Source organism: Stenotrophomonas sp. JC08, from assembly GCF_052180205.1.
Taxonomy (GTDB): Bacteria; Pseudomonadota; Gammaproteobacteria; order Xanthomonadales; family Xanthomonadaceae; genus Stenotrophomonas.
Genome location: NZ_CP197473.1, coordinates 217,981 through 242,621, shown reverse-complemented (window position 1 = coordinate 242,621; position 24,641 = coordinate 217,981). Strand labels below are relative to the sequence as shown.

General features: G+C 66.7%; 22 protein-coding genes and 1 pseudogene. 5 read left to right on the top strand and 18 right to left on the bottom strand.

The window, feature by feature from the left end:
- Positions 1 to 69 precede the first annotated feature (69 nt).
- From ACSBPQ_RS01025 to ACSBPQ_RS01000, 6 genes and pseudogenes are all read right to left on the bottom strand, one after another.
- Complete coding sequence (locus ACSBPQ_RS01025) at positions 70 to 1,005, bottom strand: hypothetical protein (RefSeq protein ID WP_442683239.1); 936 nt, start codon at positions 1,003 to 1,005, stop codon at positions 70 to 72.
- Entirely contained in the window at positions 1,005 to 2,021 is a 1,017-nt protein-coding gene (locus tag ACSBPQ_RS01020) for a sulfatase-like hydrolase/transferase (protein WP_442683238.1), read from the bottom strand. The genes ACSBPQ_RS01025 and ACSBPQ_RS01020 overlap by 1 nt, the downstream gene beginning before the upstream one ends.
- 116 nt (positions 2,022 to 2,137) lie before the next feature.
- A pseudogene (locus ACSBPQ_RS01015) lies at positions 2,138 to 2,944 on the bottom strand (LTA synthase family protein); the annotation flags it as partial.
- A gap of 432 nt (positions 2,945 to 3,376) precedes the next feature.
- Positions 3,377 to 4,666, bottom strand: coding sequence for a YaiO family outer membrane beta-barrel protein (locus ACSBPQ_RS01010; RefSeq protein WP_442683237.1), 1,290 nt, complete (start codon positions 4,664 to 4,666; stop codon positions 3,377 to 3,379).
- A gap of 17 nt (positions 4,667 to 4,683) precedes the next feature.
- Positions 4,684 to 6,201, bottom strand: coding sequence for a glycosyltransferase family 2 protein (locus ACSBPQ_RS01005; protein WP_442683236.1), 1,518 nt, complete (start codon positions 6,199 to 6,201; stop codon positions 4,684 to 4,686).
- On the bottom strand, positions 6,198 to 7,196 hold the full coding sequence (locus ACSBPQ_RS01000) for a HEAT repeat domain-containing protein (RefSeq protein ID WP_442683235.1): 999 nt from the start codon (positions 7,194 to 7,196) through the stop codon (positions 6,198 to 6,200). Before ACSBPQ_RS01000 ends, ACSBPQ_RS01005 begins: the two co-directional genes overlap by 4 nt.
- Before the next feature lie 438 nt (positions 7,197 to 7,634).
- Between ACSBPQ_RS01000 and ACSBPQ_RS00995 the strand changes: the two genes are divergently transcribed.
- Positions 7,635 to 8,615 carry a tetratricopeptide repeat protein gene (locus ACSBPQ_RS00995; protein ID WP_442683234.1) on the top strand — a complete coding sequence of 327 codons (981 nt, stop codon included), beginning with the start codon at positions 7,635 to 7,637 and terminating at the stop codon, positions 8,613 to 8,615.
- Between the two features lie 96 nt (positions 8,616 to 8,711).
- Here ACSBPQ_RS00995 and ACSBPQ_RS00990 read toward each other — a convergent pair whose 3' ends face one another.
- The 4 genes from ACSBPQ_RS00990 to ACSBPQ_RS00975 all read right to left on the bottom strand — a co-directional run bounded on the left by ACSBPQ_RS00990 (position 8,712) and on the right by ACSBPQ_RS00975 (position 12,510).
- Positions 8,712 to 9,440, bottom strand: coding sequence for a pseudouridine synthase (locus tag ACSBPQ_RS00990; protein ID WP_442683233.1), 729 nt, complete (start codon positions 9,438 to 9,440; stop codon positions 8,712 to 8,714).
- Between the two features lie 84 nt (positions 9,441 to 9,524).
- Positions 9,525 to 10,199, bottom strand: coding sequence for a Qnr family pentapeptide repeat protein (locus tag ACSBPQ_RS00985; protein WP_442683232.1), 675 nt, complete (start codon positions 10,197 to 10,199; stop codon positions 9,525 to 9,527).
- Positions 10,196 to 11,863, bottom strand: coding sequence for a ubiquinone biosynthesis regulatory protein kinase UbiB (gene ubiB / locus ACSBPQ_RS00980; protein WP_442683231.1), 1,668 nt, complete (start codon positions 11,861 to 11,863; stop codon positions 10,196 to 10,198). The genes ACSBPQ_RS00985 and ubiB overlap by 4 nt, the downstream gene beginning before the upstream one ends.
- Positions 11,860 to 12,510, bottom strand: coding sequence for a ubiquinone biosynthesis accessory factor UbiJ (locus ACSBPQ_RS00975; protein WP_442683230.1), 651 nt, complete (start codon positions 12,508 to 12,510; stop codon positions 11,860 to 11,862). The genes ubiB and ACSBPQ_RS00975 overlap by 4 nt, the downstream gene beginning before the upstream one ends.
- A 139-nt stretch (positions 12,511 to 12,649) precedes the next feature.
- On the opposite strand from ACSBPQ_RS00975, the gene ddlA reads away from it, so the two are divergent.
- Positions 12,650 to 13,753, top strand: a complete 1,104-nt coding sequence (gene ddlA, locus ACSBPQ_RS00970) for a D-alanine--D-alanine ligase (protein ID WP_442683229.1) — start codon at positions 12,650 to 12,652, stop codon at positions 13,751 to 13,753.
- A gap of 71 nt (positions 13,754 to 13,824) precedes the next feature.
- On the opposite strand, the gene ACSBPQ_RS00965 is transcribed toward ddlA, so the two are convergent.
- The 3 genes from ACSBPQ_RS00965 to oleC form a co-directional block, all read right to left on the bottom strand.
- On the bottom strand, positions 13,825 to 13,980 hold the full coding sequence (locus ACSBPQ_RS00965) for a DUF1328 domain-containing protein (protein WP_442683228.1): 156 nt from the start codon (positions 13,978 to 13,980) through the stop codon (positions 13,825 to 13,827).
- Between the two features lie 94 nt (positions 13,981 to 14,074).
- Positions 14,075 to 15,070 (bottom strand): 2-alkyl-3-oxoalkanoate reductase, encoded by a 996-nt coding sequence (gene oleD / locus ACSBPQ_RS00960; RefSeq protein WP_442683227.1) that lies wholly within the window; start codon positions 15,068 to 15,070, stop codon positions 14,075 to 14,077.
- Positions 15,067 to 16,719 carry an olefin beta-lactone synthetase gene (gene oleC / locus ACSBPQ_RS00955; protein ID WP_442683226.1) on the bottom strand — a complete coding sequence of 551 codons (1,653 nt, stop codon included), beginning with the start codon at positions 16,717 to 16,719 and terminating at the stop codon, positions 15,067 to 15,069. The genes oleD and oleC overlap by 4 nt, the downstream gene beginning before the upstream one ends.
- A 101-nt stretch (positions 16,720 to 16,820) precedes the next feature.
- On the opposite strand from oleC, the gene ACSBPQ_RS00950 reads away from it, so the two are divergent.
- Positions 16,821 to 17,246 carry a YkgJ family cysteine cluster protein gene (locus ACSBPQ_RS00950; protein ID WP_442683225.1) on the top strand — a complete coding sequence of 142 codons (426 nt, stop codon included), beginning with the start codon at positions 16,821 to 16,823 and terminating at the stop codon, positions 17,244 to 17,246.
- A gap of 100 nt (positions 17,247 to 17,346) precedes the next feature.
- On the opposite strand, the gene ACSBPQ_RS00945 is transcribed toward ACSBPQ_RS00950, so the two are convergent.
- Together ACSBPQ_RS00945 and ACSBPQ_RS00940 are read right to left on the bottom strand one after the other, a co-directional pair.
- On the bottom strand, positions 17,347 to 18,036 hold the full coding sequence (locus tag ACSBPQ_RS00945; protein ID WP_442683224.1) for a phospholipase D-like domain-containing protein: 690 nt from the start codon (positions 18,034 to 18,036) through the stop codon (positions 17,347 to 17,349).
- Positions 18,037 to 18,109: 73 nt separating this feature from the next.
- Positions 18,110 to 19,000, bottom strand: coding sequence for an alpha/beta fold hydrolase (locus ACSBPQ_RS00940; RefSeq protein ID WP_442684614.1), 891 nt, complete (start codon positions 18,998 to 19,000; stop codon positions 18,110 to 18,112).
- A gap of 130 nt (positions 19,001 to 19,130) precedes the next feature.
- On the opposite strand from ACSBPQ_RS00940, the gene ACSBPQ_RS00935 reads away from it, so the two are divergent.
- A complete protein-coding gene (locus tag ACSBPQ_RS00935) occupies positions 19,131 to 19,721 on the top strand; it encodes a uracil-DNA glycosylase family protein (protein ID WP_442683223.1) in 591 nt (196 codons plus the stop codon).
- An 84-nt stretch (positions 19,722 to 19,805) separates the two neighbouring features.
- Here the strand turns inward: ACSBPQ_RS00935 and ACSBPQ_RS00930 are convergent, their stop codons facing one another.
- The 3 genes from ACSBPQ_RS00930 to ACSBPQ_RS00920 form a co-directional block, all read right to left on the bottom strand.
- A complete protein-coding gene (locus ACSBPQ_RS00930; RefSeq protein WP_442683222.1) occupies positions 19,806 to 20,822 on the bottom strand; it encodes a 3-oxoacyl-ACP synthase III in 1,017 nt (338 codons plus the stop codon).
- A gap of 175 nt (positions 20,823 to 20,997) precedes the next feature.
- A complete protein-coding gene (locus tag ACSBPQ_RS00925; protein WP_442683221.1) occupies positions 20,998 to 21,315 on the bottom strand; it encodes a DUF4156 domain-containing protein in 318 nt (105 codons plus the stop codon).
- Positions 21,316 to 21,436: 121 nt separating this feature from the next.
- On the bottom strand, positions 21,437 to 24,295 hold the full coding sequence (locus ACSBPQ_RS00920) for a M16 family metallopeptidase (RefSeq protein WP_442683220.1): 2,859 nt from the start codon (positions 24,293 to 24,295) through the stop codon (positions 21,437 to 21,439).
- Positions 24,296 to 24,461: 166 nt separating this feature from the next.
- Between ACSBPQ_RS00920 and ACSBPQ_RS00915 the strand changes: the two genes are divergently transcribed.
- Complete coding sequence (locus ACSBPQ_RS00915) at positions 24,462 to 24,638, top strand: hypothetical protein (protein ID WP_442683219.1); 177 nt, start codon at positions 24,462 to 24,464, stop codon at positions 24,636 to 24,638.
- The last annotated feature ends 3 nt before the right edge of the window (positions 24,639 to 24,641 follow it).

Sequence of the window (24,641 nt, the reverse complement as noted above, 5' to 3'; positions counted from 1 at the left end):
GCGCATTGTACGGGCTCGGATGCGCCGCGGCGGCTTGCGCGGCAGGGCATCATTCCGCCGCCGGCAGCGTCACTCCCAGTACTGCGCGGCCCAGCGCCGCCAAGCCCGGTAGTGGTGGATCGCGAAACCGTCGAAGGACGGCTCGTTGCGCAGCGCGCGCTCGACCTTGCGCACCTCCTGCTCGAACACCTTCGGCCCTTCCTCGTGGAAGGTGACCTTGTCGATGTCGTTGGATGACACCTCCAGTCCGATCACCACCTTCTTGCCAACCTCGTTGGCGTAGGCGATCTCGCTGGCGGCATGCGAGAGGATGCTGTCGCTGCCCTCGGCCTTGTCGCGGTAGTCCATCAAGGCCACGTAATCGTAGATGTTGATGGTGTGCTCGCTGACCGGGCGGGTGCGGCCGTTCCATTCCAGCTCGATGCCATCGAGCCAGAAAGGAATCGCCGGGCCCACCGCCAGCGTGGCACCGTGCTCGCGCTTGATGCGCATCACCGCCGCGCTCATGTCGAGGAAGCCATGCAGCAGGCGCAGGCGGGTGCTGTCATTCCATTCGTCGAGGATGTGCGGCTCGATGTCGAGGTTGGCGCCGTCAAAGCGCGCCGTCGCCGGCACCGAGGCGTTGTATTCCACCACCCGCCGGAACATCGCCTCGGCCTGCTCGCGGTAGTCCGGCAACACATAGTTTTCGGTATTGAGATAGGCCGAGCCGAGCAGCGCGTACACCTTCATGCGCTTGCCGTGCAGCTTCTCGATGAAGGCCCGGTACAGCTGCGGCTGCTCGACGATCAGGTTGCGCCCGCGGTAGGCGTCGGCATACAGGTAGACCGTGTCCACCTTCTGCGATTTCAGGTAGGCGATGGCTTCATCGGCCACGGCCGGGTCTTCGACCATCGCGTACGACTCGGCCTCCCAGGTCCACATCGCGCGGCTTGCCGCCAGCGCCGGCGCTTCGGGCAACAGGCACAGCAATGCAAGCAGTCCCACCGCAAAACCCTGGTTCATTACAGCTCCTCCACCGTGGTGCCGGCATCCACCAGCAAGTGATAACGACCCTGGCCGACGGCCTTGCCATTGTCCGGATCGGACGGGAACACCGAGACGTAGCAGCGGCCATCGCAATCGGCCGGCAGCTGCAATTGCAGCTGCACCTGCTGGCTGCCGCCCGGTGGCAGCTGCAAGACCTTTCCGTAGACTTCCTGCACTTCCTTGCCGGCGGCGTTGAACATGATCGCCAGCGGCACGAACAGGCGGCTGGGGCGTGGATCGCCGCTGCTGAACACCGCCGTCAGCTGCACCCCGTCCGGCTTGGCCACCACCTCGGCCGATGCCATCGACAGCCCCGCCACCGTCGGCGCGGTGTCGGCGTGGGGAGCGGCCGGCGCGGCGCTGTAGGCCACCAGCGCGGTCAAATCCTCCGGCATCAGCGCCATCCGCCGCATGAAACCCGCATTGGCCTGCTGGTAGCGCTGCAGGCGCTGCATTGCCCAGTCACGCACCTCGGCATCATCCTCCGGCGACAGATGCATGCCGTCCTGCAGTTCATACAACTGCCCGTCATGCAGCCACCACGGCCCGGCCAGAAACTCCGGCGCGCTGGTCTTGGTCTGTTGCAGCGGCAGCTGGTGCAGGTTGCGGAAACTCCCGGACATGTCCAGGCCGGTCCCCAGCCAGGCGGTGTGCCCGGGGCGCTGCAGGCCATAGGTGTTGGACAGCAGCGCCACCAGCGACGGCGTCACATCCAGCTGCGAGGACACCGCACGCACCCGTCGCGGCTGCTTGAGCAGCGGCGAGAACACGATCAGCGGCACATGGTAGCGGTCGATGTGCGCATCCATCGGGATTTCCGGCAGGCGGTGATCACCGGTCACGATGAAGATCGTATCGGCGTACCAGGGCGCCTTTTCCACCGTTTCGAAATAGCGGCGCAGCTGGTCGTCGGTATAGAGGATGGTGCTGTAGATATCCGCATGGACCCGGTAGCCGGCCTGCCGCGCCTGCGGCACCTGCAGCTGCTGCAAGCGCTGCTCGAACCGCTTGCGGTATGCGTCCTGCCCGGGGAATTCATAGCTGGTAGCATGGAGATGGTCTGCATCGCCAGCAGGAACGGCGGCTGCAGGCGGTCGCTGTCGGCCAGCACGCGCGAGACCAGCTCCTTGTCCGGATAGCCCCAGGCGCTGAACGGGTTGCGCTGGTAGCCGGGACCGAAGTTCTTCATGTCCACCAGCGTCTGCACCTGCTGCAGGCGCATGTAACCGCGCTCATCGTCGAAGTCGGTATCGGTGCCGTTGTAGAAGGCGGTGTGGTAACCCTGCTGCCCGAGCACGTTGAACAGGCCCGGATGCGCCGGCATGCGCTTGCCCAGCGCGGTGAAGCCCTGATCGGCGAAGGGTGCCGAGCCGATCAGCGTGGGCAGCACGCCGAACGTGCGTCCCTGGTTGGCAAGGAAGTTGTCGAAATACAGGCTGCGCCGGGCCAGCTCATCCAGAAACGGAGTAAAGCTGCCCAATGCCGCCTGCGGTCCGGAGAACGAACGGCCCAATCCTTCGACGATGATCAGCACCACATTGGGCGGACGCCCGTCGCTGGTTGGCGAGAAGTACGGTCCCAGCGTGTCAGGCGTCTGCTCCTGGCGCAGGAACGGATAGTCCGGGTCCAGTGGCGCCTCGCTGGCGGTTTCGACCGGCAGCGGCGCCGTGGTCACAGCGGCCTCGCCGCCGCGCCTGGACCAGCGCCATACATCGGCACTGAACCATGCCAGCTTGTTGCCGGCCAGATCACGCGCGGCCGCATCGGGCACCACACCAACACCGGCGGGCAAGGGCAGCAGCCAGGCGACCACGGCCGCCGCCAGCAAGGCCGTGCTCCAGCGCCCCGACCCCCGTCGCTCGCGCCGTCCCCACCACAACAGTCCCGTCCACAGCACAAGCAGCGGCAGCGCCATTGCCACCAGATTGCCCGGCTTCACCGACGCACCATCGGCCAGCGTCACGCGGATCTCAGCCAGGCTGTAGCCGAACAGGTCCGCTCCCAACGGCACCTGCGCCACCTGGAAGTACAGATCGAGCATCACCTGCAGGGCGATGAACAGCGACCACAGCAGGCCCAGCGCAACCGCGCGCCACAGCGGCCGCTTCAGCAGCAGCAACGGCAGTGACAGCAACAGCAGCAACGGCACCATCCGCAGCAGCACCTGCAGCGACTGGACCGCCGCGATTGCCGCACCGCCGGCCCCGCCAGTACCTGCAGCCGGAGCGTTGGCGATGGCAACGGCCACCACGGCCAGCTGTGCAAGCAGCAGGGCTGGAAAGACCCCGGAAAAACGTGCCCATGCGCTACCGTTCTGCGCTACCGCCATTGCTTTGTACCCCCGCCCTTACCAGCGCTTGTAGATGGACGCCGACAGTCGCTGCTCGTCGTAGTCGCCGTCATCGGCGGAGTATCCGGCACCGATCTTGAAGCCCCACTCCGGTGTCAGCTGGCGCCGCCACGCCACACCGAATGCCGCGCTGTTGTCACGCACCAGGCTGCCGAAGCGATCCATGTCGGTGCTGCGGCCGCTGCTGGCACTCACTTCCAGATAGTTGTCGGCATCGCCGCGGTAGTAGTTGCGCAGCAGAACACGGTGGCTCCAGCTGCCCGAGCCCACGCCCGGCACGTGCTGCAGTTTGTAGCGCCCGTACCAGTTGCCGACGTAGCGGCCAACGCCGACGCCATAGAATTCGGTGTCACCGGAAAAACGCAGGTGATCGACGCTGGCCGACAGCTCCCAGCCGCTACCCACGCCCTGGAACACCTCCACGCGCCACGCCTGCCGGGGCAGTACGCCGCTGGACGGGCCATGCTGGTAACGCACGTTGGCATAGGCCCGTGACCACAACGGTGCGTAGGCATCCAGCGCCCAGGCGATATCGCTGTTGTTGAAGTGCTCGGCGCGCACCAGTTCCAGCCCGAGTGAGCCGCGCTCGAAGCGGCGCCGCAGTGTCAGATCGGCATCGTTCCAGCTCTGCCGGTTGCCGCTGAAACGGGTATGGCTCCAGCCGGCGCTGGCGCTCCAGCGGTAGCCATCGGTGGGGATCACATCGGGATTGGCCATGCGGGGCATCAGGCTGTCGCGCAGGCTGACGATTTCCGCAGGATCGGCACCCAGCGCCGCGGCTGCGTCGAAATCGGCCCGGGCGTCCGCCAGCTGGCCCATGTCACGCAACGCGCGTCCGCGTGCCATCCGTGCATCGGCATTCTGCGGTGCCAGCTCGACCCAGTGCGCATAGGCGTCGGCAGCCTGGCTGGGGCGGTCGTTCCAGCGGTACAGGTCGCCCAGTGCCGACCATGCATCCGCATAGCCCGGGCTTTTCCCCACCACCTGCAGCAGATCGGCTTCGGCCAAGGCGAACTGCCCGTCCCAGGCATAGGTGCGGCCACGCGCCAGCAGCAGATCGCTGTTGCCCGGATGCTCGGTCAGCAGGGCGTTGTACTGGGTGATCGCCTCGCTGCGCTGGCCGCCGGTGGCCAGCGTGCGGACCTGCAGCATCCGCGCCTCCAGCGTGTCGGCCGGCGCCGCTTCCGGTGTCTGCGCCAGCAGCGTCGACGGGGCCAGCAGCGCCAGCAGCAACAGCGGGCGCATGCCTTGGACACGGAGTGCGATGGGAAACAGGCCGTCGGTCATGTAAGGGTTCCTGTGTTTCATTTCTGGGTCCTGGGACGCGAGGCTCCGGCCATCATCACCTCCGGCGGTGGCGCCGGCTCGGGAACCTGCTGCCAGGAGCCATCGCGTTTGATGCGCCCCCAGTTGTGGCGTTTGTGCTTGCCGAACAGCCAGCGCAGCGTGCCGACAAAGCGCCACCACGAGTTCATCTGGCGATAGCCGAAGTTCTCCAGCACCGCCAGCGCGAACAGCTTCACCTGCTGTGCCGGCCGCGCGTAGAGGCGGAAGGAGATTTCCTCCAGCAACATTGCATTGACCGACAGCAGGATGCCCATGCCGACCGCCGCGGCGAGGAAGATCAACGCGGTTTCCAGCGGCACCAGTCCCAGCACCGCCAGCACGATCATCGACACGTAGCCCGTCACCTCGATCACCGGACCCAGGAATTCGAACAGCAGCATGAAGGGAAAGGCGATCCAGCCGGCAATACCGCCGCGGCGGCTGAACATCAATCGCAGGTTGGACCACAGGCTCTCGGCAAGTCCGCGCTGCCAGCGGATGCGCTGGGCGCCAAGCGAGGCGAGGTCCGACGGTGCCTCGGTCCAGCAGACCGGGTCGGGAACGAAGACGATGCGGTAGTCCCGTCCCTCTTCGCGCAGGTTGCGGTGCAGACGGATCACCAGATCCATGTCCTCGCCCACCGTATCCAGACGGTAGCCGCCGATGGCGATCACCCGCTCCTTGTAGAACACACCGAACGCGCCGGAGATGATCAGAAGCGCGTTGACCGGCGACCAGCCCATCCGCCCGAACAGGAATGCGCGCAGGTATTCCACCAGCTGGAAGCCCGGCAGCAATCGTTCGGGAAGCCCGACCTTCGACAGCATGCCGTTCTTCACCGTGCAGCCGTTGAGTACCCGCACCACGCCGCCGCTGGCCACCACCCGGCCGTCTTCCAGGAAGGGCCGGACCACACGTGACAGGCTTTCCGGCTGCAGGATGCTGTCGGCGTCGATCACGCAGAACAGCGGATAGCGCACGCAGTTCAGTCCGGCGTTGATCGCATCGGCCTTGCCGCCGTTGTCCTTGTCCACCATACGGATGTTGGGATGGCTGGACGAGGCGTAGACACCATGGACCGGGGCGCTCTGCAGCCGGCAACGGTAGGCCTCCGGCACCTGCACCAGCCCGAACGCATCGATCAATGCCTGGCGGGTACCGTCGCTGGAGCCATCGTTGACGATGACGATCTCGTATTCCGGATAGACCGTGTTGAGCAGCGAGCGCACCGACGACACCACCGATGTCTCCTCGTTGTGCGCAGGCAGGATGATGCTCACCGGCGGCTGGTATTCCCTCAGCCCGCGCGGCAGATAGTTGGCGCGGTACTCGCGCATGTAGCGCGCGATCTGGAATGCGGAGATGTAGTTCAGGATCAGGTAGGCGATGTTGATCGCGGCGAAGTAGGCGATGAACACCCACTGCAGCGATACCATCAGCCGCACCCACGGCACCTGTTGCAGGTAGGTCACGATCACGTGCAGGTATCCGCTCATACCGCTGCCCTCAGGTTCTGTTCGGCCAGCACGTGGTCGATAATGCCGCGGCCGTAGGCATCGCTGGTCCGCTCGCGTATCGCCAGCAACTTGCCCGAATCCATGCCCGGCAGCATCAACATGGCCTGGGCGGCGCGATAGCGCACCCACCAGACACTGTCGGACAGCAAGGGCTCCAGGTTCATGTGATCACCGGCCTCGCCGATGCGGGCCAGCGCCGAGGCGGCGTGCATGCGCACATGCCAGCGGGTGGCGTGCAGCAGCTTGCGCACCCGCCCCAGTTCGCGGCGGTCGTTGACCAGCTGCAGGCAGACCGAGAGCAGCCGGTCGTCCACATCGCTGCCCATCAACTGGTGGATGACCTCTGCCGCACGCGCCGGGTCGATATCGGCCAGGAAACGCACCAGCTTCACCGTGGTGTCGGCATTGGCCCGCAACAGCGATTTGGACAGCTCACGCCCGGCGCTGCCATCGCTGTTCTCGGCCAGGATGCGCGCGACGCTGCCGGGCGCCCAGTCCTCGCGCTCGAGGATCAGCGGCACGAACATCGTCATCGCCCGCGAGGAATCGATCTGCGCCAGCGCACGGCCGGCACAAAGCGAGACAATCGGGCTGCGATCACGCAGATGCGGGGCGATGTCATCGAACACCCGCGGATCGCGCAGGTGTCCCATGGCGATGATCGCCATCGCGCGGTCGTGGTAGCCGCGGCGCAGCAACTTGCGGGCCGCATCCGCCAGCCCGACACGGGTACCCACCGGAATCAGGCGGCGCGAGGCGGAGTCGTCCAGCGGTTCGTGAACCGCGTTCCAGGCCTCCAGGAAGCCGGCCACCTCCCCCCGCTCCAGACCGCGCACCACGACGCCGGGCGTTTCCAGTTCCTGGCGCAGGATCTGCGTCCAGTACTGCATCGCCTGCGCATCGCGCTGCTCACGTCGTTGCGTACGGATACGCAGCAGCAGGATCGTCGTCAGCAGGACGACCGCCAGCAGCAACGTCGATACCGCAACCCAATATGCGACCCGTACCACTATCGGGTCAGAGAGAGTCCCTTCCATCACCCGCCCCCCATTGCCCACCTGATTACGAAAGACCGCCGACGGTGATCACAACGCAATCGACGTGATGCAGGTGTCAGGCTCGAGAAAAGTGTGACCCATATCACACCAAAGAGTCAATCAAGTTACAGAAAGGCCTCGATAGTCCCTGCGCAATATGCTAATCCAGCATCGGATTTCCCTGACAGCCGCGCAGCGGGCAGAGCCCGGTCCGGCTACGCGCCTCAGCCGATCGCGCTGGGGCAGACGGAGTGAAGTCTGTGCCGGCAACGGCGCGCTCCGGCTGACTTCCCAAAAAAATTCCTGCGACTTCGTGACGCAAGTCACATAAAAGGGCATATTAGACGCCGCACGCCAATCAATCAGGGGAAAGGAATGAACAAGTCCACACGGAACAAATGGCTGGCCCTCATCGCCATCCTCGCAGTGGCCGGCTTTGCCGCGGGTGTCTGGGTCCTGTTGAACCCGGCCAGCTTCGTGGTGCAGCCATGGCGGGCCCAGCAGTCGATCACATCGGCCCGTTTCGTCTTCGGGCCTTACCCCGTGCAGGCCGACATGGACCGTCTGAAGGACGAAGGCGTGACCACCATCATCAGCCTGCTCAATCCCAAGGTGCCCTACGAGGCGGTGCTGCTGGAGGAAGAGAAGAAGCGCGCGGCCAAGCTGGGCATCGAAGTACACAACTTCCCGATGGGCAGCATCCTCGGCCAGCGCTTCGGCGAGGATTACGAGCGCAACTCGCGTGCCGCCGCCGAGACCGCGATCAACACCCCCGGCACCGTGTATATCCATTGCTACCTGGGCCTGCACCGTGCCGCCAACGTGCGCGACTATCTGGAAAAGCACGGTACCGTCGATACCCGCCAGTTCGAGGGCTCGGTCCAGCACGACCGCACGCCGCGCCAGCTGGCCAACGAACGCGGGCGGCGCCTGTTCCGCCAGCAGCAATACGATGCCGCACTGCGCGAGCTGCACAGCGTGCAGCCCCTGGACTATTCGGCCTATGTAGCGCAGGGCTGGATCCGCCTGCGCCAGGAACACAACGACCTGGCCCGCGACAGTTTCCACACCGCCAGCCTGATGCCCAATCCACGCTCCGATGCCTCCAGCGGGCTGGGCTTCGCGCTGCTGCGGCTGGAAGACCTGGAGGGTGCACGTGCCGCGTTCGAGCAGGCGTTGAAGCTGTCCCCGGGCGACAACGACGCCGGGCAAGGCATGGCACAGGTGCTCTACCGGCAGGACAGGCTGGACGAGGCGCGGGTACTGCTGGAACAGCTGCATGAAGAGGTGCCGGAAAACCCCGAGGTCACAGCACTGCTGGAGCGGGTCCGGAACGCGCAACCGGTAGTGCAGTAGCTCCGGCGCGCCGCCGATGCCCGGGCAACGCCGGGCATCGATCGATGGCGGAAATGCAGCGGTTCGTACTGCTTCGCGGAAACCGGCCGCGCAGTGTCAGGGAGTGCTCCAGCCCAGCAGCCGGACCGCCTTGTCGAAGGCCGCATCCAGCGGTGCGACCACCTCGATCCGCCGCCCATCCTGCGGATGCGGAAATGCCAGCCGCTCGGCATGCAGCAGCATGCGGTGTACGCCCTGCATGCGGAACGTGCGGTTGTGGCGGCCATCACCGTGGCTGGTGTCGCCGATCAGGTGATGGAACACATGCTTCAGGTGCCGGCGGATCTGCCGGAAACGCCCGGTCTGCGGCTGGCAGCGCAGCAGTGCATAGCGCGAGGTCGGAAAGCCATTGGACGGGATCGGCAACTCGCCTTGCCGCAACGTCTGGAACCGGGTGATGGCCGGCTTCTTGAGCGGCTTGCCGGGGCCGCCATCCAGGTCATGGTCGACGGTGAAGGCCGCTTCGGCCGGCCAGCCGCGGCACACGGCCAAATAGTCCTTCTCCACCTCGCCGCCCATCAACGCCTTGCCCAGCGCGCTGGCACTATCGCGGTCAAAGGCCAGCAGCAGGCAGCCGCTGGTGGCACGGTCCAGCCGGTGGATCAGGAAGATCGGCTTGCCCAGCTGCTCGCGCAGGCGGTCGGCGAGGAAGTCGTCCTCGCCACGCGCCAGCTTGCTGTCGTGGACCATCAGCCCGGCCGGCTTGTCGACCACGGCCAGCCAGTCGTCGGCGTACAGCACCGGCAACGTCCGGTCGGGCAGCGATGTCGTCGTGTCGTGATCCATAGTTCGGCCTACCTGTTCGGGCCTGCCCTGCGCCGGCCCGTTTCGTGGAGGCCCCGCGCGGTCGAGCGGCAGGGCCTGTGGGCATCAGGACTTCAGCGGTTCGACCGTGATGCCCATGCGCAGCATCAGCTGCGCGACCTGCAGGGTGTCGAGACGGGCGCCTTCCAGGTCGACCGTGCGCAGGTCGAGGTCGCCCAGTTCCGAACCGGTCAGGTCGCAATGGGTGAAATCGGCCGCACGCCAGTCCAGCGACGAGAAATCCCCGCCGGACATGTCCGATCCGCTGAAGTTCGCGCCCGATACGTTGGCGCCGACCCAGCGGTTCTCCCACAGCTCACATTTCTCCAGCGTCACGCCAGAGAAATCGGCGTAGCTCAGGTTGGACTGCTTGATGAAGGCGCTGCAGAACCAGGTGCGTGCGGTGATCTGGTTCATGAAGCTGGCGTTGGAGAAATCCGCGCCCTGCGCCCGGCACTCGGCGATCTCCAGCCCCAGCGCCTTGGCGAACGCGAAGCCGCACATGCTCAGGTCGCACTGGCGGAAGCTGGCTTCCTTGAGCTGCGCACCGTTGAAGCGGCAGCCGGTCTGGGTATCCGGATCGTAGAAGACGCAGTTCACGAACTCGGTACCGGTCAGGTCGGCGCCGGAGAAATCGCAGTTGCGGAAATGCGTGTTCACGACCCTGGCACCGGTGAAGCGCTCCCTGTCGATGCGTTCGTTGCTGACGACCGTCGGTACCGCGGTGGCTGTGGCGCTCATCGGCGCAGCCACGCCGAGGCCAGCGCCAGCACGCCCACGCCGCCGGTGATCCACGACCACAGCGGCACCGCCGCCAGCAGCGGGCCACCGGCCTGCAGCCCGTACAGCAGTGCCGACACCACCACCAGGCCGACGCCGGTCACCGCGGTGACCACCCGCCGCTGCAGACGCTTCAAGGTCCTGTCAAGGTTGACGATGTCCTGTGAGCGCATCGCCAGCTCATGCCTGCCCTCGACCTGCTGGCGCAGCCAGCTGTGCAGCAGGGCCGGCATGTCCGGGGCCTGGGTCATGATTTCCGGCAGGCGCTTGCCCAGCTCCTTGAGCGCACGCCGCGGACTGTAACGTTCGCGCAGGATGCGCTCCAGCACCGGCTTGGCGACTTCCCAGATATCCAGCTGCGGGTCGAGCTGGCGGCCCACGCCTTCGATGTTCAGCAGCGTCTTCTGCAGCAGGATCAGCTGCGGCTGCAGGGTCAGCTGGTAGCGCTGGGCGGTGCGGAACAGCTTCATCAGCACTTCGGCCAGCGAGATCTGCGACAGCGGCCGGGTGAAGTACGGCTCGCACACCGCGCGCACCGCCGCTTCCAGCTCGTCGATGCGCACCGTGTTCGGCATCCACTGCGCCTGCAGGTGCAGCTCGGCGATGCGGCGGTAGTCGCGGTTGAAGATCGCCATGAAGTTCTCGGCCAGGTAGAACTGGTCCTCTTCCGAGAGCTGGCCCATGATGCCGAAATCCAGCGCGATGAAACGCGGGTTGTCGCGGCGCGCCGGATCGATATCGACCCAGATGTTGCCGGCGTGCGCATCGGCGTGGAAGAAATTGTCGCGGAACACCTGCGTGTAGAACACGCGCACGCCCTTGGCGGCCAGCGCTTTGCGGTCGATGCCGGCGCTGTCCAGCGCGGCGATGTCATCCGACGGAATACCCCACACCCGTTCCAGCGTCAGTGCGCGCTCGGCGGTGTGGCTCCAGATCACCTCGGGCACATAGAGGTCGTCCGAATCCTGCCAGAAGCGGCGCAGCACGCTGGCATTGGCGCCCTCGCGCTGCAGGTCCAGCTCTGCCGCCAACGTGGTCTCGATCTCCGCCACCACTTCGCGCGGGCGGATCTTGTCGGCACGCGGATGGGTGCGCTCGACCAGTGCGGCCAGCGATTTGAGCAGGGCGATATCGCCGGCGATCTGCGTTTCGATATCCGGACGCAGCACCTTGACCACCACCTGGCGGCCGCCGTCCAGCGTGGCCGCATGCACCTGCGCGATCGAGGCCGAGGCCAGCGGCGTGGTGTCGAAACTGGCGAAGGCCTCGGTGATCGGCAGGCCCAGCGCCTGCTCGACGATCTGCAACGCACGTTCGCCGTCGAACGGCTTGACCCGGTCCTGCAGCAGGGTCAGCTCGGCGGCGACATCCGGCGGCACCAGGTCGCGACGGGTGGACAGGATCTGCCCGAACTTGACGAAGATCGGCCCCAGCTCCTGCAACGCCAGCCGCAGCCGCGCACCGCGCGACAACGACGCCACCTCGGCACTGGCGCGCGGCACGAACGGTTTGGCCAGCCGCAACCAGCGCTCAACCGGGGTGCCGTCGAGCAGCGCATCCAGGCGGTAGCGCAGGATCACCCGGCCAATGCGGCTGGCACGGAACATCGCGCGGGTCGCCTTCATGCGGCACCTCCGCTGCGCTGGCGCAGACGCGCCACGCGCGCGGCCATGCGTTCGACATCGTCGCGGATCACGTCCACATCGTCATGGAAGGCATCCAGTTCGGCCCGGGGCACCACATCGCGTGATTCCTCGGTGACGTATTCGGCGGCGGTCTCGGCCAGGTCCCTGGCGCTGCGACGCGCCTGCAACAGGGCCGCATGCAGGGTCTGGGCGATCTGCACGCCGAGGATTTCGCCGAAGGCGGTGACGAACGGCTGTTGCCAGTCCGGATCGAAGCGCGTGGCCAGCTGCTGCAGGCGCCGCGCCAGCTCGGCGTCGCCGGAGACCTTCACCCGCCCGGCCGGCGCGCTGTTGCCACGGCGCGCATTGGCCAGGAACGGCAGCTGCGCCAGCACCCCGCCCAGCGTGCTGCGCACGGCCAGATCGGCTTCCTGCGACGGATCGACCGGGCCCACGGTCAGGCGCGGGCCGCTGACCCCGATCTGCATCGCCAGCGCGGGCGATTCCAAGGTCAGGGCGATGCGCTGGCCATCGAGCGCGGCCAACGCGGTACGGGTATCCGGGTCCAGCGCCAGCGCGCGGTTGAGCGCCACTTCCAGCGCGCGGCCGGCCAGCGGTTTGATCATCTTGAAGGGGGATGCAGGCATGGCGGGCATTCTACCTGCCCGCGCCAGCGCATCGGCGCACGGGGATCAACGGACAGACAACCGCCATGCATGCGCGCAGGCGGGCGCCGGAAGGTTCATGCTATGCATCCCCCAACAGGAATCGGCAGGAGCACAGGCAATGGGCAAGACCCGCGTCGGCATCATCTTTGGCGGTCGTTCGGCCGAACACGAGGTCTCGCTGCAGTCGGCGAAGAACATCCTTGATGCGCTGGACAAGGAGCGCTTCGACGTCAGCCTGGTCGGCATCGACAAGCAGGGCCTGTGGCACCTGTGCGATGCGGCCGATTTCCTGCTAAACGCCGACGATCCCAAGACCATCGCGCTGAACACGGCCGGCCCGCTGCTGTCGGTGCTGCCCGGTGCCGAACGCGCGCAGCTGGTCGCCGCCGATGGCAGCGCCGTGCCGCAGATCGATGTGGTGTTCCCGATCGTGCACGGCACCCTGGGCGAGGACGGCACCCTGCAGGGCCTGCTGCGCACGCTGAACCTGCCGTTCGCCGGCCCCGGCGTACTCGGCGCGGCCGCGGCGATGGACAAGGACATGGCCAAGCGCCTGCTGCGTGATGCCGGTCTGGCGGTGGCACCGTTCGCCTGCTTCAACCATGTCACCGCGGCGGCGGCCGATTACGACGCACTGGTCGCCCAGCTGGGCACGCCGCTGTTCGTCAAGCCGGCCAACCAGGGCTCGTCGGTGGGCGTGAGCAAGGTGCGCAATGCCGCCGAGTTCGCCACCGCGATGGCGCTGGCGCTGTCGTTCGACCACAAGGTACTGGTGGAGTCGGCGATCGACGGCCGCGAGATCGAATGCGCGGTGCTGGGCAACGACCGCCCCGAGGCCAGCGTCTGCGGCGAGGTGGTGGTACATGACGACTTCTACGCCTACGACACCAAGTACATCAGCGCCAGCGGTGCGGAGACGGTGATCCCGGCCGATATCCCGGCCGAGGCGCAGGAACGTATCCGCCAGATCGCCATCCGCGCCTACCAGGCGCTGGACTGCATCGGCATGGCGCGCGTGGACGTGTTCCTCACCGCCACCGGCGAGGTGGTCATCAACGAACTGAACACCCTGCCCGGCTTCACCCGCATCAGCATGTATCCCAAGCTGTGGGGCGCCAGCGGCCTGGGTTACACCGCGCTGATCACCCGTCTGCTTGAACTGGCACTGGAACGCCATGCTGCCGACAAGGCGCTGAACAGCTCGATCACTCCCGCGGCCTGATCCGGTTGCGGAAACCGCAGGGCCCGCAATTCTTCGGAGATTGCGGGCCCGTGTCCTGCGGCCTGCCGGGGTTATCCCTTCCTGCGGAACAGCGAGATCACCGCAAGGATCAGGAACACCACGAACAGGATCCAGGCGATATTGCTGGCTGCACCGGCAATGCCGGAAAAACCCAGCAACGCGGCGATGATGGCGATCACGAAGAAGATGATGGCGTAATGAAGCATGCGGGAGCTCCGTCGTTGGAATAGGGCTCCATGCTCACGGCTGCGCGGTCGGCACACGGTGATGGCAACGTGATTGCCGGATGATGACGTCCGCTCAACCGCCTGCGTGCGCCTCGGCCAGCCGGCGCAATCCCTCCCCGATCGACACCTTCGGCACATAGCCGAAATCGCGGAGCGCCGGCTCCATCGAATACCAGTGCGGCGTACACAGCTGCTCGGCGAGGAAGCGCGTCATCGGCGGCTCGCCACGCAACCGCAGCAGCGGCCACAGCTTTTCGCAGACCGCGCCGATGCGGTAGGCGGCCTTGAACGAAATCGTCTTTTCAACGGCGGGCGCACCGACCGCGGCCAGCAGGCGGTTGAGCAGCTCACGCATCTCCAGCGGCTCACCATTGGAAATGAAATAGGCCTTGCCGGCGCAGGCCGCGCCGACCACCAGATGGTCGAACGCATCGAAATGCGCCTGTGCGGCGTTGTCGATGTAGGTGGTATCGACTTTGTTGTGGCCATCGCCGACGAAACGCAGGCGTCCGGCGTGTGCTCGCTCGGCCAGCCGCGGCAGCAGCTGCTGGTCGCCCGGCCCCCAGATCAAGCGTGGACGCAGCGCGATGGTGGCCAGATCGGCACCGTTGGCAGCCAGCACTTCCTGCTCGGCGATCGTCTTGGTCGCCGCGTACGGCGCCTGGAAGTCCTCACCGTAAGGCACTTCATCCGCGCCCAGCCCTTCCACCGGATGGGTGGCGCGATGGGTCACGCTCGGCGTGGAGGTATAGACCAGCCGGCCGATGCGGTGCGCCCGGCAGGCGGCCAGCACGTTGCGGGTGCCCATCACATTGGCCTGGAAATAACTGTCGTAGCTGCCCCACGCGCCGGCCTTGGCGGCATTGTGGAATACCACGTCCACCCCGGCGGTGGCGTGATGCACCGCATTGGCATCGGCCAGGTCGCCACGGATCTGCCCCACCCCCAGCGCCTGCAGCGCCGGGTAGTGGCCGCGGTTGAAGCTCAGCACCTCGTGACCACGCGCGACCAGCCCGCGGCACAGAGCCTGGCCGAGGAAACCGCCACCGCCGGTAACCAGGATCTTCATGCACGCTCCTTCAATTGCCCGGTGGCCCATAGCGCGAGTTTCTCGCGGCCGATCTTGGCGTTGTGGCGGATATCCACCGGAAACGCCGGATGCTGCAGGAAATGGCCGATGCCGGCCAGCGCCGGCTGCGTCGCCGCCAGCGCGCGCAGCTGCGGCTCGACCGTGGCCGCGGCGGCACCCGGCAGCAGTTCGTAACACAGCACCGGCAGCTGACTGCCCAGCTTGCCCACGCCGACCAGCGCGGTGCGGCGCACGCCCGGCACGGTGTTGAACACCGGCTCGACCTGCTCGGTATACAGCGGCCCGGCGGCGGTTTCCACGCGCTGGGTCTTGCGCCCGCAGAACCACAGCCGGCCCTGCGCATCGAACCAGCCCACATCACCCATGCGGTGCACGATGCGCTCGCCGCCGTCGGCCAACACCTCGCGGATCTTGGCCGCGGCGGTGGCCTGCGGGCGGTTGAAATAGCTGTCGGTGGTGGTCGGGCCGACCACGGTGATCTCGCCGACTTCGCCTGCCGGCAGTTCGCGCACAGCGCTCCAGTCGGCGATGGGTTCGTCGCTGATCGCGATGATGCGCACTTCATTGGGTTCCACCACGCGGCCGACGCAGGTGCCGGCACCACTTTCGGTCGCGGTGCGGGTCTGCACCAGTTCACGGCCTTCGATCACCGCCACCGGCAGGCATTCGGTGGCGCCATACGGCGTCCAGAACTGGCCGTCGGCCGGCATCAGCGCGCGGATCTTTTCCACGACCTGCGGCGGCACCGGCGCACCGGCCGAGGTGGCGCGGGTCACTGTCGGCAGCGGCTGGCCGTGCTCGGCCAGCACCCGCATCAGCGCCGGTGAACCGAACAGCTGGGTCACGCCGAACCGGGCGATGGCGTCGTGCAGTTTGCGCGGATCGGCGCTGCCGGGCCGGGTCGGGTCCATGTCCGGGATCACCGAGGTCAGCCCCAACGCCGGATCGAACAGCGCGAACGGCGGGAAGGTCGGCAGATCCACACCGCCGGGCTGCATGCCGAAGGCGTTGCGCAGCAGTTCCACCTGGCCGACAAAGTGGCGGTGGCGATAGACCACGCCCTTGGGCACGCCGGTCGAGCCACTGGTGAACAGGATCGCGGCGGTGTCATCGGGCGCGGTGGCGGCCAACTGGCTGCCCGCACCGGCACCGGCCGCTTCGATCTTCGCCAGCGTGCTGCCGCCCCAGCCCCAGCGCGTGCCGACCGTGACCAGCCGCGTGGCCGACTTGGCCCAGCCCAGCAGCAGGCGCGCCAGCTGCGCCAGCGGGATACCGATGAAGGCCTGCGGCTGCGCCTCGTCCAGGCACTGCTTGAGCGCGCGCTTGTCGATGCCCGGATCGACCAGCACCGGCACCGCGCCGATCTTGAACAGCGCGAACATCAGCAGGAAGAATTCCGGGCCCGGCCGCACCATCACCACCGCGCGCACGCCGCGGCCGATGCCGTAGGCGGCCAGCCCGGCAGCGATGGCATCGCTGCGCGCATTGAGCGTGCGGTAATCGAGGGTGACGTCGTAGGCGGCCATGCCATTGGCGGCAGGCTTGCCGGGGCAGCGGATGGCGATCTGGTCGGGCCGTTCACGCGCCAGTTCGGGCAGGCGCGCGGCGATGTTGCAGGAATCGTTCATCGGCATATTGTCACCGCTGCAGAAATTTCTTGCGCGCGGATCGGCAGCATGGAAAATCCTCCAGCTTCCCCATCCGCATTGCCGCCCCAAGGCCGGCTCCCATGCCCCATCCCTGCCTCAGCTGCGGCGCCTGCTGCGCCCAGTACCGTGTCGCCTTCCACTGGATGGAATCGGATGAAGCCGGCGAAGGCGGCGTGCCGCACGCCTTGACCCGGCGGCTGGACCCGCACCGGTTGTGCATGCAGGGCACCCATTCCGATCCGGTCCGCTGCGTGGCACTGGATGCGGACATCGGCGTGTATTCGCGCTGCACCATCCTTCCCCATCGCCCCAGCGTCTGCCGCGAAGTGGATGCCTCGTGGGAATACGGCCAGGCCAGCCCTCAGTGCGATCGTGCCCGCGCCGGCCATGGTCTGACGCCGCTGACACCAGCCGACTGGCGCTGGCGCGATGACGCCGACAACGACGGCCCGCAGCCGGACGACAGCGGCAACACGCCCTCCCCACCGTCTCCCATCGCGGCCTGAGCGGAACGGCGCAGGCGGTTGCGCGATCCTTCCCACGAAGGTGGGAATGGCCACAACAAGGCCAACAACCCATTCCCGGGACGGCAATCGCCACCGCTGCTCAGAACGCCTTGTAGCGCCCCCACAGCAGCTCGAACTGCTGCGCGAAACTGCGCACCAGGTTGGGATCGTTGCTGACCACCAGGTTCTCGTCGTTGTGCTCGGTCGCGGTGCGCGTCCAGTTGAAGCTGCCGTTGGCCAGCTGCCTGCCGTCGAACAGCGCGAACTTGTGGTGCATGTGGTATTCGCTATGGTCCACGCGCACCGGAATACCGCTTTCATGCAGGCGACGGATGTCGTTGCCGGCGTCATACACCTTGTCGTTGTCACTGACGATGCGCACCGCCACGCCACGTTTGTAGGCCTCCAGGATGACGCCGCTCAGGCGGTCATCGGAGATGGTGAACACGCAGATATCCAATGTCTTCCGGGTACCGGCGCACAGCGCGCGCAGCCGCTGCATGCAGGCATCGCCTGGTGAGAAATAGGTGCTGGTCAGGGTCTCGACCGGGCCGGCGTTGGCGTCGAGGGTGCGCACCACCTGCTCCACCCACTTCAGCACCGGCAGGGCCTCGGCCGGATGCGCGCTGATCTGCTCGCGGGCGATGTCGAACGCGCGATTGCGCATGAAACGCAGCCGGTCCGGCGGCAGCTCCTCACCCAGCTCGCGCAGTAACGAGCGCTCCTCGTTGCTCAGGCTGCGGTCCTGCGCACTGTCACGCAACTGGCGGTCCAGACTGTCGAAATCCATCCGTCACTTCCTGTGGAAAGGGCCCACAGCTTGGCACACCGCGTGTGCAGGAGCGGCGCTCCCATCCCCCAACTCAACCCAGCGGGTTGCGCTTCAGGAACGCTCTTACCGCCGGCACGATCACTTCGTGCTTGTCTTCCAGCACGTAGTGGTTGGCATCCTCGAACGCGGTGACCTCGGCCTGCGGCAAGGCCTTGCGGAAGCCTTCCAGGAAGTGGTGGTCGAAGCAGAAATCACGCAGGCCCCAGGCGATATACGCCGGGCGGTCGGCAAACGACGGCAGCGCCGCGGCGGCGCGTTCCAGCAGCGACCAGGCCTTGTCGGCCGGCGACAGCGGGATGTCCTGCATGAAGCGGATGGTGGAGATGCGGTTGGCCCAGCTGTCGTACGGGGCGACATAGGCGCGGCGCACGTCGGCCGGCATCCTGCGGCTCACGCCCAGCCACGAGGCGCCGGAGGAGAACGCATTGAAGGTGCGGATGAACCACTCGCCCGGGCCCCAGTGCCGGCCCATCGCGATCTGCCACGGCATCGGCTTTTCCGCCGGCAGCGGGAAGGAGGCGGTATTGGTGATCACCAGCCGCTTGACCTGGTCGTGGTGCGACAGCGCCCAGCCGAAGCCGACCATGCCGCCCCAGTCGTGCACCGCCAGCGTCACCGGGCCGGTGATGCCCAGGTGCCTGAGCAGCGCGTCCAGATCGTCCACGCGCGACTGCAGCGTGTACTCGTAGCGGCTGTCATCGGGCTTGTCCGACAGGCCCATGCCGATATGATCCGGCACGATGCAGCGGTATTTGTCGCTCAGGCCGTTGACCAGGTGTCGCCACAGGTAGCTCCACGACGGATTGCCGTGCAGCATCACCACCACCTCGCCATCGCGCGGACCTTCGTCGAGGTAGTTCATCGACAGTCCCGGACGGACCTCGAAACGGTGGCGGGTTGTGGGATAGCCGGGGTACAGCATCGGGGAAATCACGCAGTCACGGACAAGGCGCGCATTGTAGGCCATGCCCCCCGGGCGCGCCCCGGCCCGGTGAAGTGGCGGCGTGGCCGGGCCACAATGGCGGCTGTCGCAATACCGCACCGGGGCCACCGTGAGCGAACCCTTCGAGCAGCTGATGGCACGCATCCGCGCCTGCCGCCTGTGTGAAGCCCACCTGCCGCTGGGCTGCCGCCCGGTGCTGCAGGCGGCCCCGTCCGCACGCCTGCTGATCGTCAGCCAGGCGCCGGGACGCAAGGTCCATGAAACCGGCATTCCCTTCAACGATCCCAGCGGTGATCGCCTGCGTGACTGGCTGGGCATCGACACGGCCACGTTCTACGACGCCGCACGCATCGCCATCGTGCCGATGGGTTTCTGCTTTCCCGGCACCGGCAGAAGTGGCGACCGGCCACCGCGCCCGGAATGCGCGCCAACGTGGCAGCCGCTGCTGCTGCCACGACTGCAGCAGGTGCGGCTGACGCTGGCCATCGGCCAGTACGCACAGGCCGGCCTGCTCGGCCCCCGTCGCGGCCGCACCCTCACCGACACCGTGCAGGCCTGGCGCACCCATCTGCAACACGGCGTGCTGCCGCTGCCGCATCCCAGCCCGCGCAACCGGCTGTGGCTGGCACGCAACCCGTGGTTCGAAAGTGAACTGCTGCCGGTGTTGCGGCAGCGGGTGGCCGAGGCACTACACGACTGAGCTCACCTCAACGGCTCCGCCAGAAACGCGAAACGCCCGCAGGCGGGACCGGCGGGCGTTCGGAGGCGGCGCGGGGTGGTGCTGTTACCAGACCACTTCGGCCATGGTGCAGTTCAGGCCGGAACCAATCCCCATCAGCGCGACGCGGTCGCCCTTCTTGAGCTTGCCCAGCTGGCGCAGCTTGCTCAGCACGATCGGCACCGAGGCCGGGCCGATGTTGCCGTGCTCGCCGAAGATGGTCATCACCTTCTTCGGGTCGATGCCGAAGGCCTTGATGAAGGCGTTGGTGTGCGGCTGGCTGACCTGGTGGATGACGAACTGGTCGATCTCGTCCACCGCCCAGCCCAGCGCCTCGCGCGTGGCCTCGAAGGTCTTGGTGGCCAGCTTGATGCCTTCAATCAGCAGCAGGCGGGTATCGGTGACCATGCGGTCCAGGTTGCCCACGCACAGCTTGTTCCACTGGTTGGCCGCGCGGGTCACGCCGCCCTTGTAGCGCGGCGCATCGGGCACCAGTTCGGCACGGGCCAGCACCATGGCGGCGGCACCGGAACCGGTGGTCAGCGCGGCCACTTCATCGCGCAGCTGCTGCGCGGTGATGTCCGGGGCCATCATCCGTTCCATGGTCTTTTCGTAGACCAGGTTGGAAGTCTCGCCGTCGACGATCAGCGCGTAGTCGATGTCGCCGCGCTCGAGCATGCGCGCGGCCACGTCCATGCCGTTGATGAAGGCCAGGCAGGCGTTGGCGATGTCGAAGGTGACGCAGTCCTCGCCGATGCCCAGGTTGCCGGACACGATCGAAGCGGTGGACGGCTCCAGGTAATCACGGCTGACCGAGGTGTTGATCAGCAGGCCGATCTTATCGGCGCCGATGCCGGCATCGTCCAGCGCCTTCTGGCCGGCCATGGTGGCCGCATCTGAGGCCTGGGTGCCCTGGTCCCAAAGACGGCGCGCGTGGATGCCGGCGATATCGCCCAGCACGTCGGCACGGATCCCCAAACGTTCCAGCGTGGGCTGGAGCCGCTCGTTGATTTCCTTGGAGGTCAGCGTATGCGGCGCATCAATATGCGCCAGTCCCGCGATCGAGACGTTCTGGAAAGGCATCGGAAAGCGCCAGGACTCAGGCGAAGGGGGCGCTATTCTAGCGCCTGCGTCATTTCACCGCATCTTTACAAATAGGCACTTCGGCGTATGGAACGCGGAAGTGCCTGTTTTCCGCGATTGGACGCAGCTTTGCGGGCCGCTGCGGATGGCCGCCGGTGATGACGCCGCTGGATTTTCAGCGCGGCGGGCACTGCCAGGCGGAGAAGCGCTGGCTGCCATCGACCGGCTGGTTGCTGGCCTGCACGGCGTTGGCGCCGGCACTGGGCGCCTCGTTGCGGGCCAGGGTTTCCAGCTCTTCCTGCACGCGCAGCGGGTTGCGGTTGTAGAAGCCGACCTTGTCCTTCACCGACACCACGATCTCGCCCTTGGCCACGCAGCCGGGCGCGACCGGACCGGCCGGCAGTACGCGCACGGCCTTGCCGCCGGATTCGATCGGCACCCAGGTGCAGGCGGCGGTGCTGGCGATCAGGACGGACAGGAACACGATGCGCATGGGGAATTCCTTGAAGATGAAAGCCGGAACGGATTGTGCCGGGAATGGATGAACGCGTGATGATCCGCCCCTCCCCCACGAACGGGAGAGGGACGTTGAGAACCGCCAGCAGGCGGGCCGCTTACTTCTTCTCTACCGGCTTGCCGTTGGCGTCGACCACGGTGACTTCGCCAAGCTCCAGCGCGCGCACCGGTGCCTCGGTCTGCTTGAGGTCACCGACCACGACCCAGGTGAGCCTGGACGGATCCAGCGTTTTCGCCGCTTCGGCCACCTGCGCCGGGGTCATCGCCTCGATCTCGGCCTTGCGCTTGAACACGTAATCATCCGGGCGCTGGTAACGCACGATGCCGCCGATGGTGTTCATCACCGCGCTGGCGGTTTCATAGGCGCCGGGCAGGCTCAGCGTCTGGATGTTGCGGATGCGCGCAACCTCCGCGTCGGTCGGCGCACGCGCGCCGCTGGCGAACTGGCTGATCTCGGCGTTCATTTCCTTCAGCGCCTCGGCGGTCTTGTCGATCTGCACCGGTGCGATCGCCATCCACGGCCGCTGGCCCAGGGCGCTGGACGCCATCGAACGTGCGCCATAGGACCAGTGCTTGTCCTCGCGCAGGTTCATGTTCAGGCGCGAGGTGAAGTCGCCGCCGAGCACGCCGTTGGCGATGTCGAAACGGGTCGCACCCGGGTCCATCGTCGAGGGCACCACTTCGCCGGCGAACAGGCTGGCCTGCACCGCGCCGGGCTGGTCGATCAGGTATACGCGGGTGCCCTGCGGACGTTCCACGTCGACCGGAGCGGCCACCGCCGGTGCCGGACCCTCGCCCTTCCAGTCGCCCAACTGGCGCTCCAGCAGCGGCACGATTTCCTTCAGCGTGGTGTCGCCGACCACGACCAGGGTGGCGCCTTCCGGTCGCACCCAGGCCTTGTGGAAGGCCACCAGGTCGTCACGGCCCAGCGACTGGATCGCCGCCTCGTCACCGCTGCCGGTGAACGGGATCGCATACGGATGGCCTTCGCCGTACAGCAGCGGCGGCAATACGCGCAGGGCCACCGCGTTCGGGTTGACCTTCTCCTGCTGGATGCCGGCAATCCAGGTGGCCTTGATGCGGTCGATCTCGCTCTGGTCGAAGCGCGGCACGCGCAGCGCATCGGCATACAGCGCCAGCGACGGCACCAGGTTCTCCTTCAGCGCCGACATGAACACATTGGCGCCATCCAGCGAGGCACCGGCACCGATGCGCGCGCCCAGTGCATCGGCGGCGTCGGCGAACGCCAGCGAGCCGAGCTTGCCGGCACCCTCATCGAGCATGCCCATGGTGAAGTTGGCGGTGCCCGGCTTTCGCCCCTGGTCGGCGGTGAAACCGCCCGGGAACTCGTAGCTGAACTGCACCACCGGAATGTCATGGCGCTCGGCCAGCACCACCTGGGTGCCGTTCTTCAGCGTGGCGCGCTGCAGCTGCGGGAATTTCAGCTCCGGGAAGACCTTTGTCTGCGGCACGCCGGTGCTGCGGTCCACCTGGCTCGGCAGAACGCTGTACTTGGGATCGACCGCCGGCACGTTGAACGGGGCCGGCGTGCCCGAGGGCAGTTCCTCCAGTGCCACGCGCTCGCCCGGCTCCACCACCAGGGTGTGGTCGCCCACGCCCAGCCACTTGGCGCCCACCGCCTTCAGGTCGGCGGCGCTGGCGCGGTCGATGTTGGCCAGCGAGGTGCGGAAGCAACCCGGATCGCCTTCGAACACCGCGCACTCGGCCAGTGCATCGGCCTTGCCGCCGAACCCGCCGATACGCTCGATGCCGCGGATGAAGCCGGCACGGAACGCGGTCTTGCCGCGCGCCAGCTCATCGGCACTGGGCCCTTCGGCGATCAGCTTCCTCAGCTCTTCGTCGATGATCGCCTCGACCTTGGCCGGGTCCACGCCCTGCTTGACCGTGGCCATGATGATGAAATTGGAACCCAGCTGCGACGGACCGACCATCGTGCCGATGTTGTCCACCAGCTGCTCTTTGTGCAGCAGGCGCTGGTCCAGGCGCGAGGCCTTGGCACCACCCAGCACCTGCGCGAACAGCTGCAGCTGGTCGATATCGGTGGTGCCGGTCTGGGCCACGTTCCAGGCACGGTAGATGCGTGCCTGCGGCACCTTGTCGGTCATCACCTCGCGGGTGCTGGCCGGGCGCTGGGCGACGTTCACCGCCGGCTGGGCCATGGTGGGGCCGGCCGGGATGTCGCCGAAATAACGCGCGACCTTCTCCTTGGCGGTGGCCACATCGATATCACCGGCCAGCACCAGCACCGCGTTGTTGGGGCCGTACCAGGTCTTGAACCAGGTCTTGACGTCATCCAGCGAGGCGGCGTTGAGATCGTTCATCGAGCCGATCACGCCGTGGTGGTACGGGTGCCCGGCCGGGTACAGCGCGCGGGTCAGCTTGTCCCACACCTGGCCATAGGGCTGGTTCTCGCCCTGGCGCTTCTCGTTCTGCACCACGCCGCGCTGCTCGTCCAGCGCCGCCTGGTCGATCGCGCCGAGCAGATGGCCCATGCGGTCCGATTCCATCCACAGCGCCATGTCCAGCGCGGTGGTCGGCACGTTCTGGAAATAGTTGGTGCGGTCGGTGTTGGTGGTGCCGTTCTGGCTGGTGGCACCCACCTGGGTGAACGGCTCGAAGAACTCGCCGCTGTGGTTTTCGCTGCCTTGGAACATCAGGTGCTCGAACAGGTGCGCGAAGCCGGTGCGGCCGCTCGGCTCGTCCTTGGCACCGACGTGGTACCAGATGTTCACCGCCACGATCGGCGCCTTGCGATCGGTGTGCACCACCACGCGCAGGCCGTTGGGCAGGGTGAATTCCTCATAGGGAATGTCCACCGTGGGCGCGGCGGCCGGGGCGGGCTTGGCCTCGGCGAGCAACGGCGTGCCGACGAATCCTCCGAGGGCGACACCAAGCGCCAGCGTGAGCAGGGCGGTGCGGGGAACTGCTGCGTTCATTCCACTTTCCTTGGGCATGAATGGGAGCACAGATGCTACCCGTCCCACCGGTCCGGCACACCGCCCATCGGTCATGTGGGAATTGTCCGCAGGCCGATGTCCGGCAATACCGTCCACGCCGCCAGCGCTGTCCGGACAGCGGACACTCGCACCGCCCTGAAAACCCTTGGATATCAACGATATGGCGTTGGCACGCGACCTGCGTGGTATTGCCTGCGGAAAAACGGATCAGCCACTGAATGACTGGTTGCTGAACAAAATTACAGAAAGCGATGTTTTTCTTGCACATCAAGAACTGGTGTACTACATTACTACCACACCGCTGTTCACACACACCAAGTAGGCC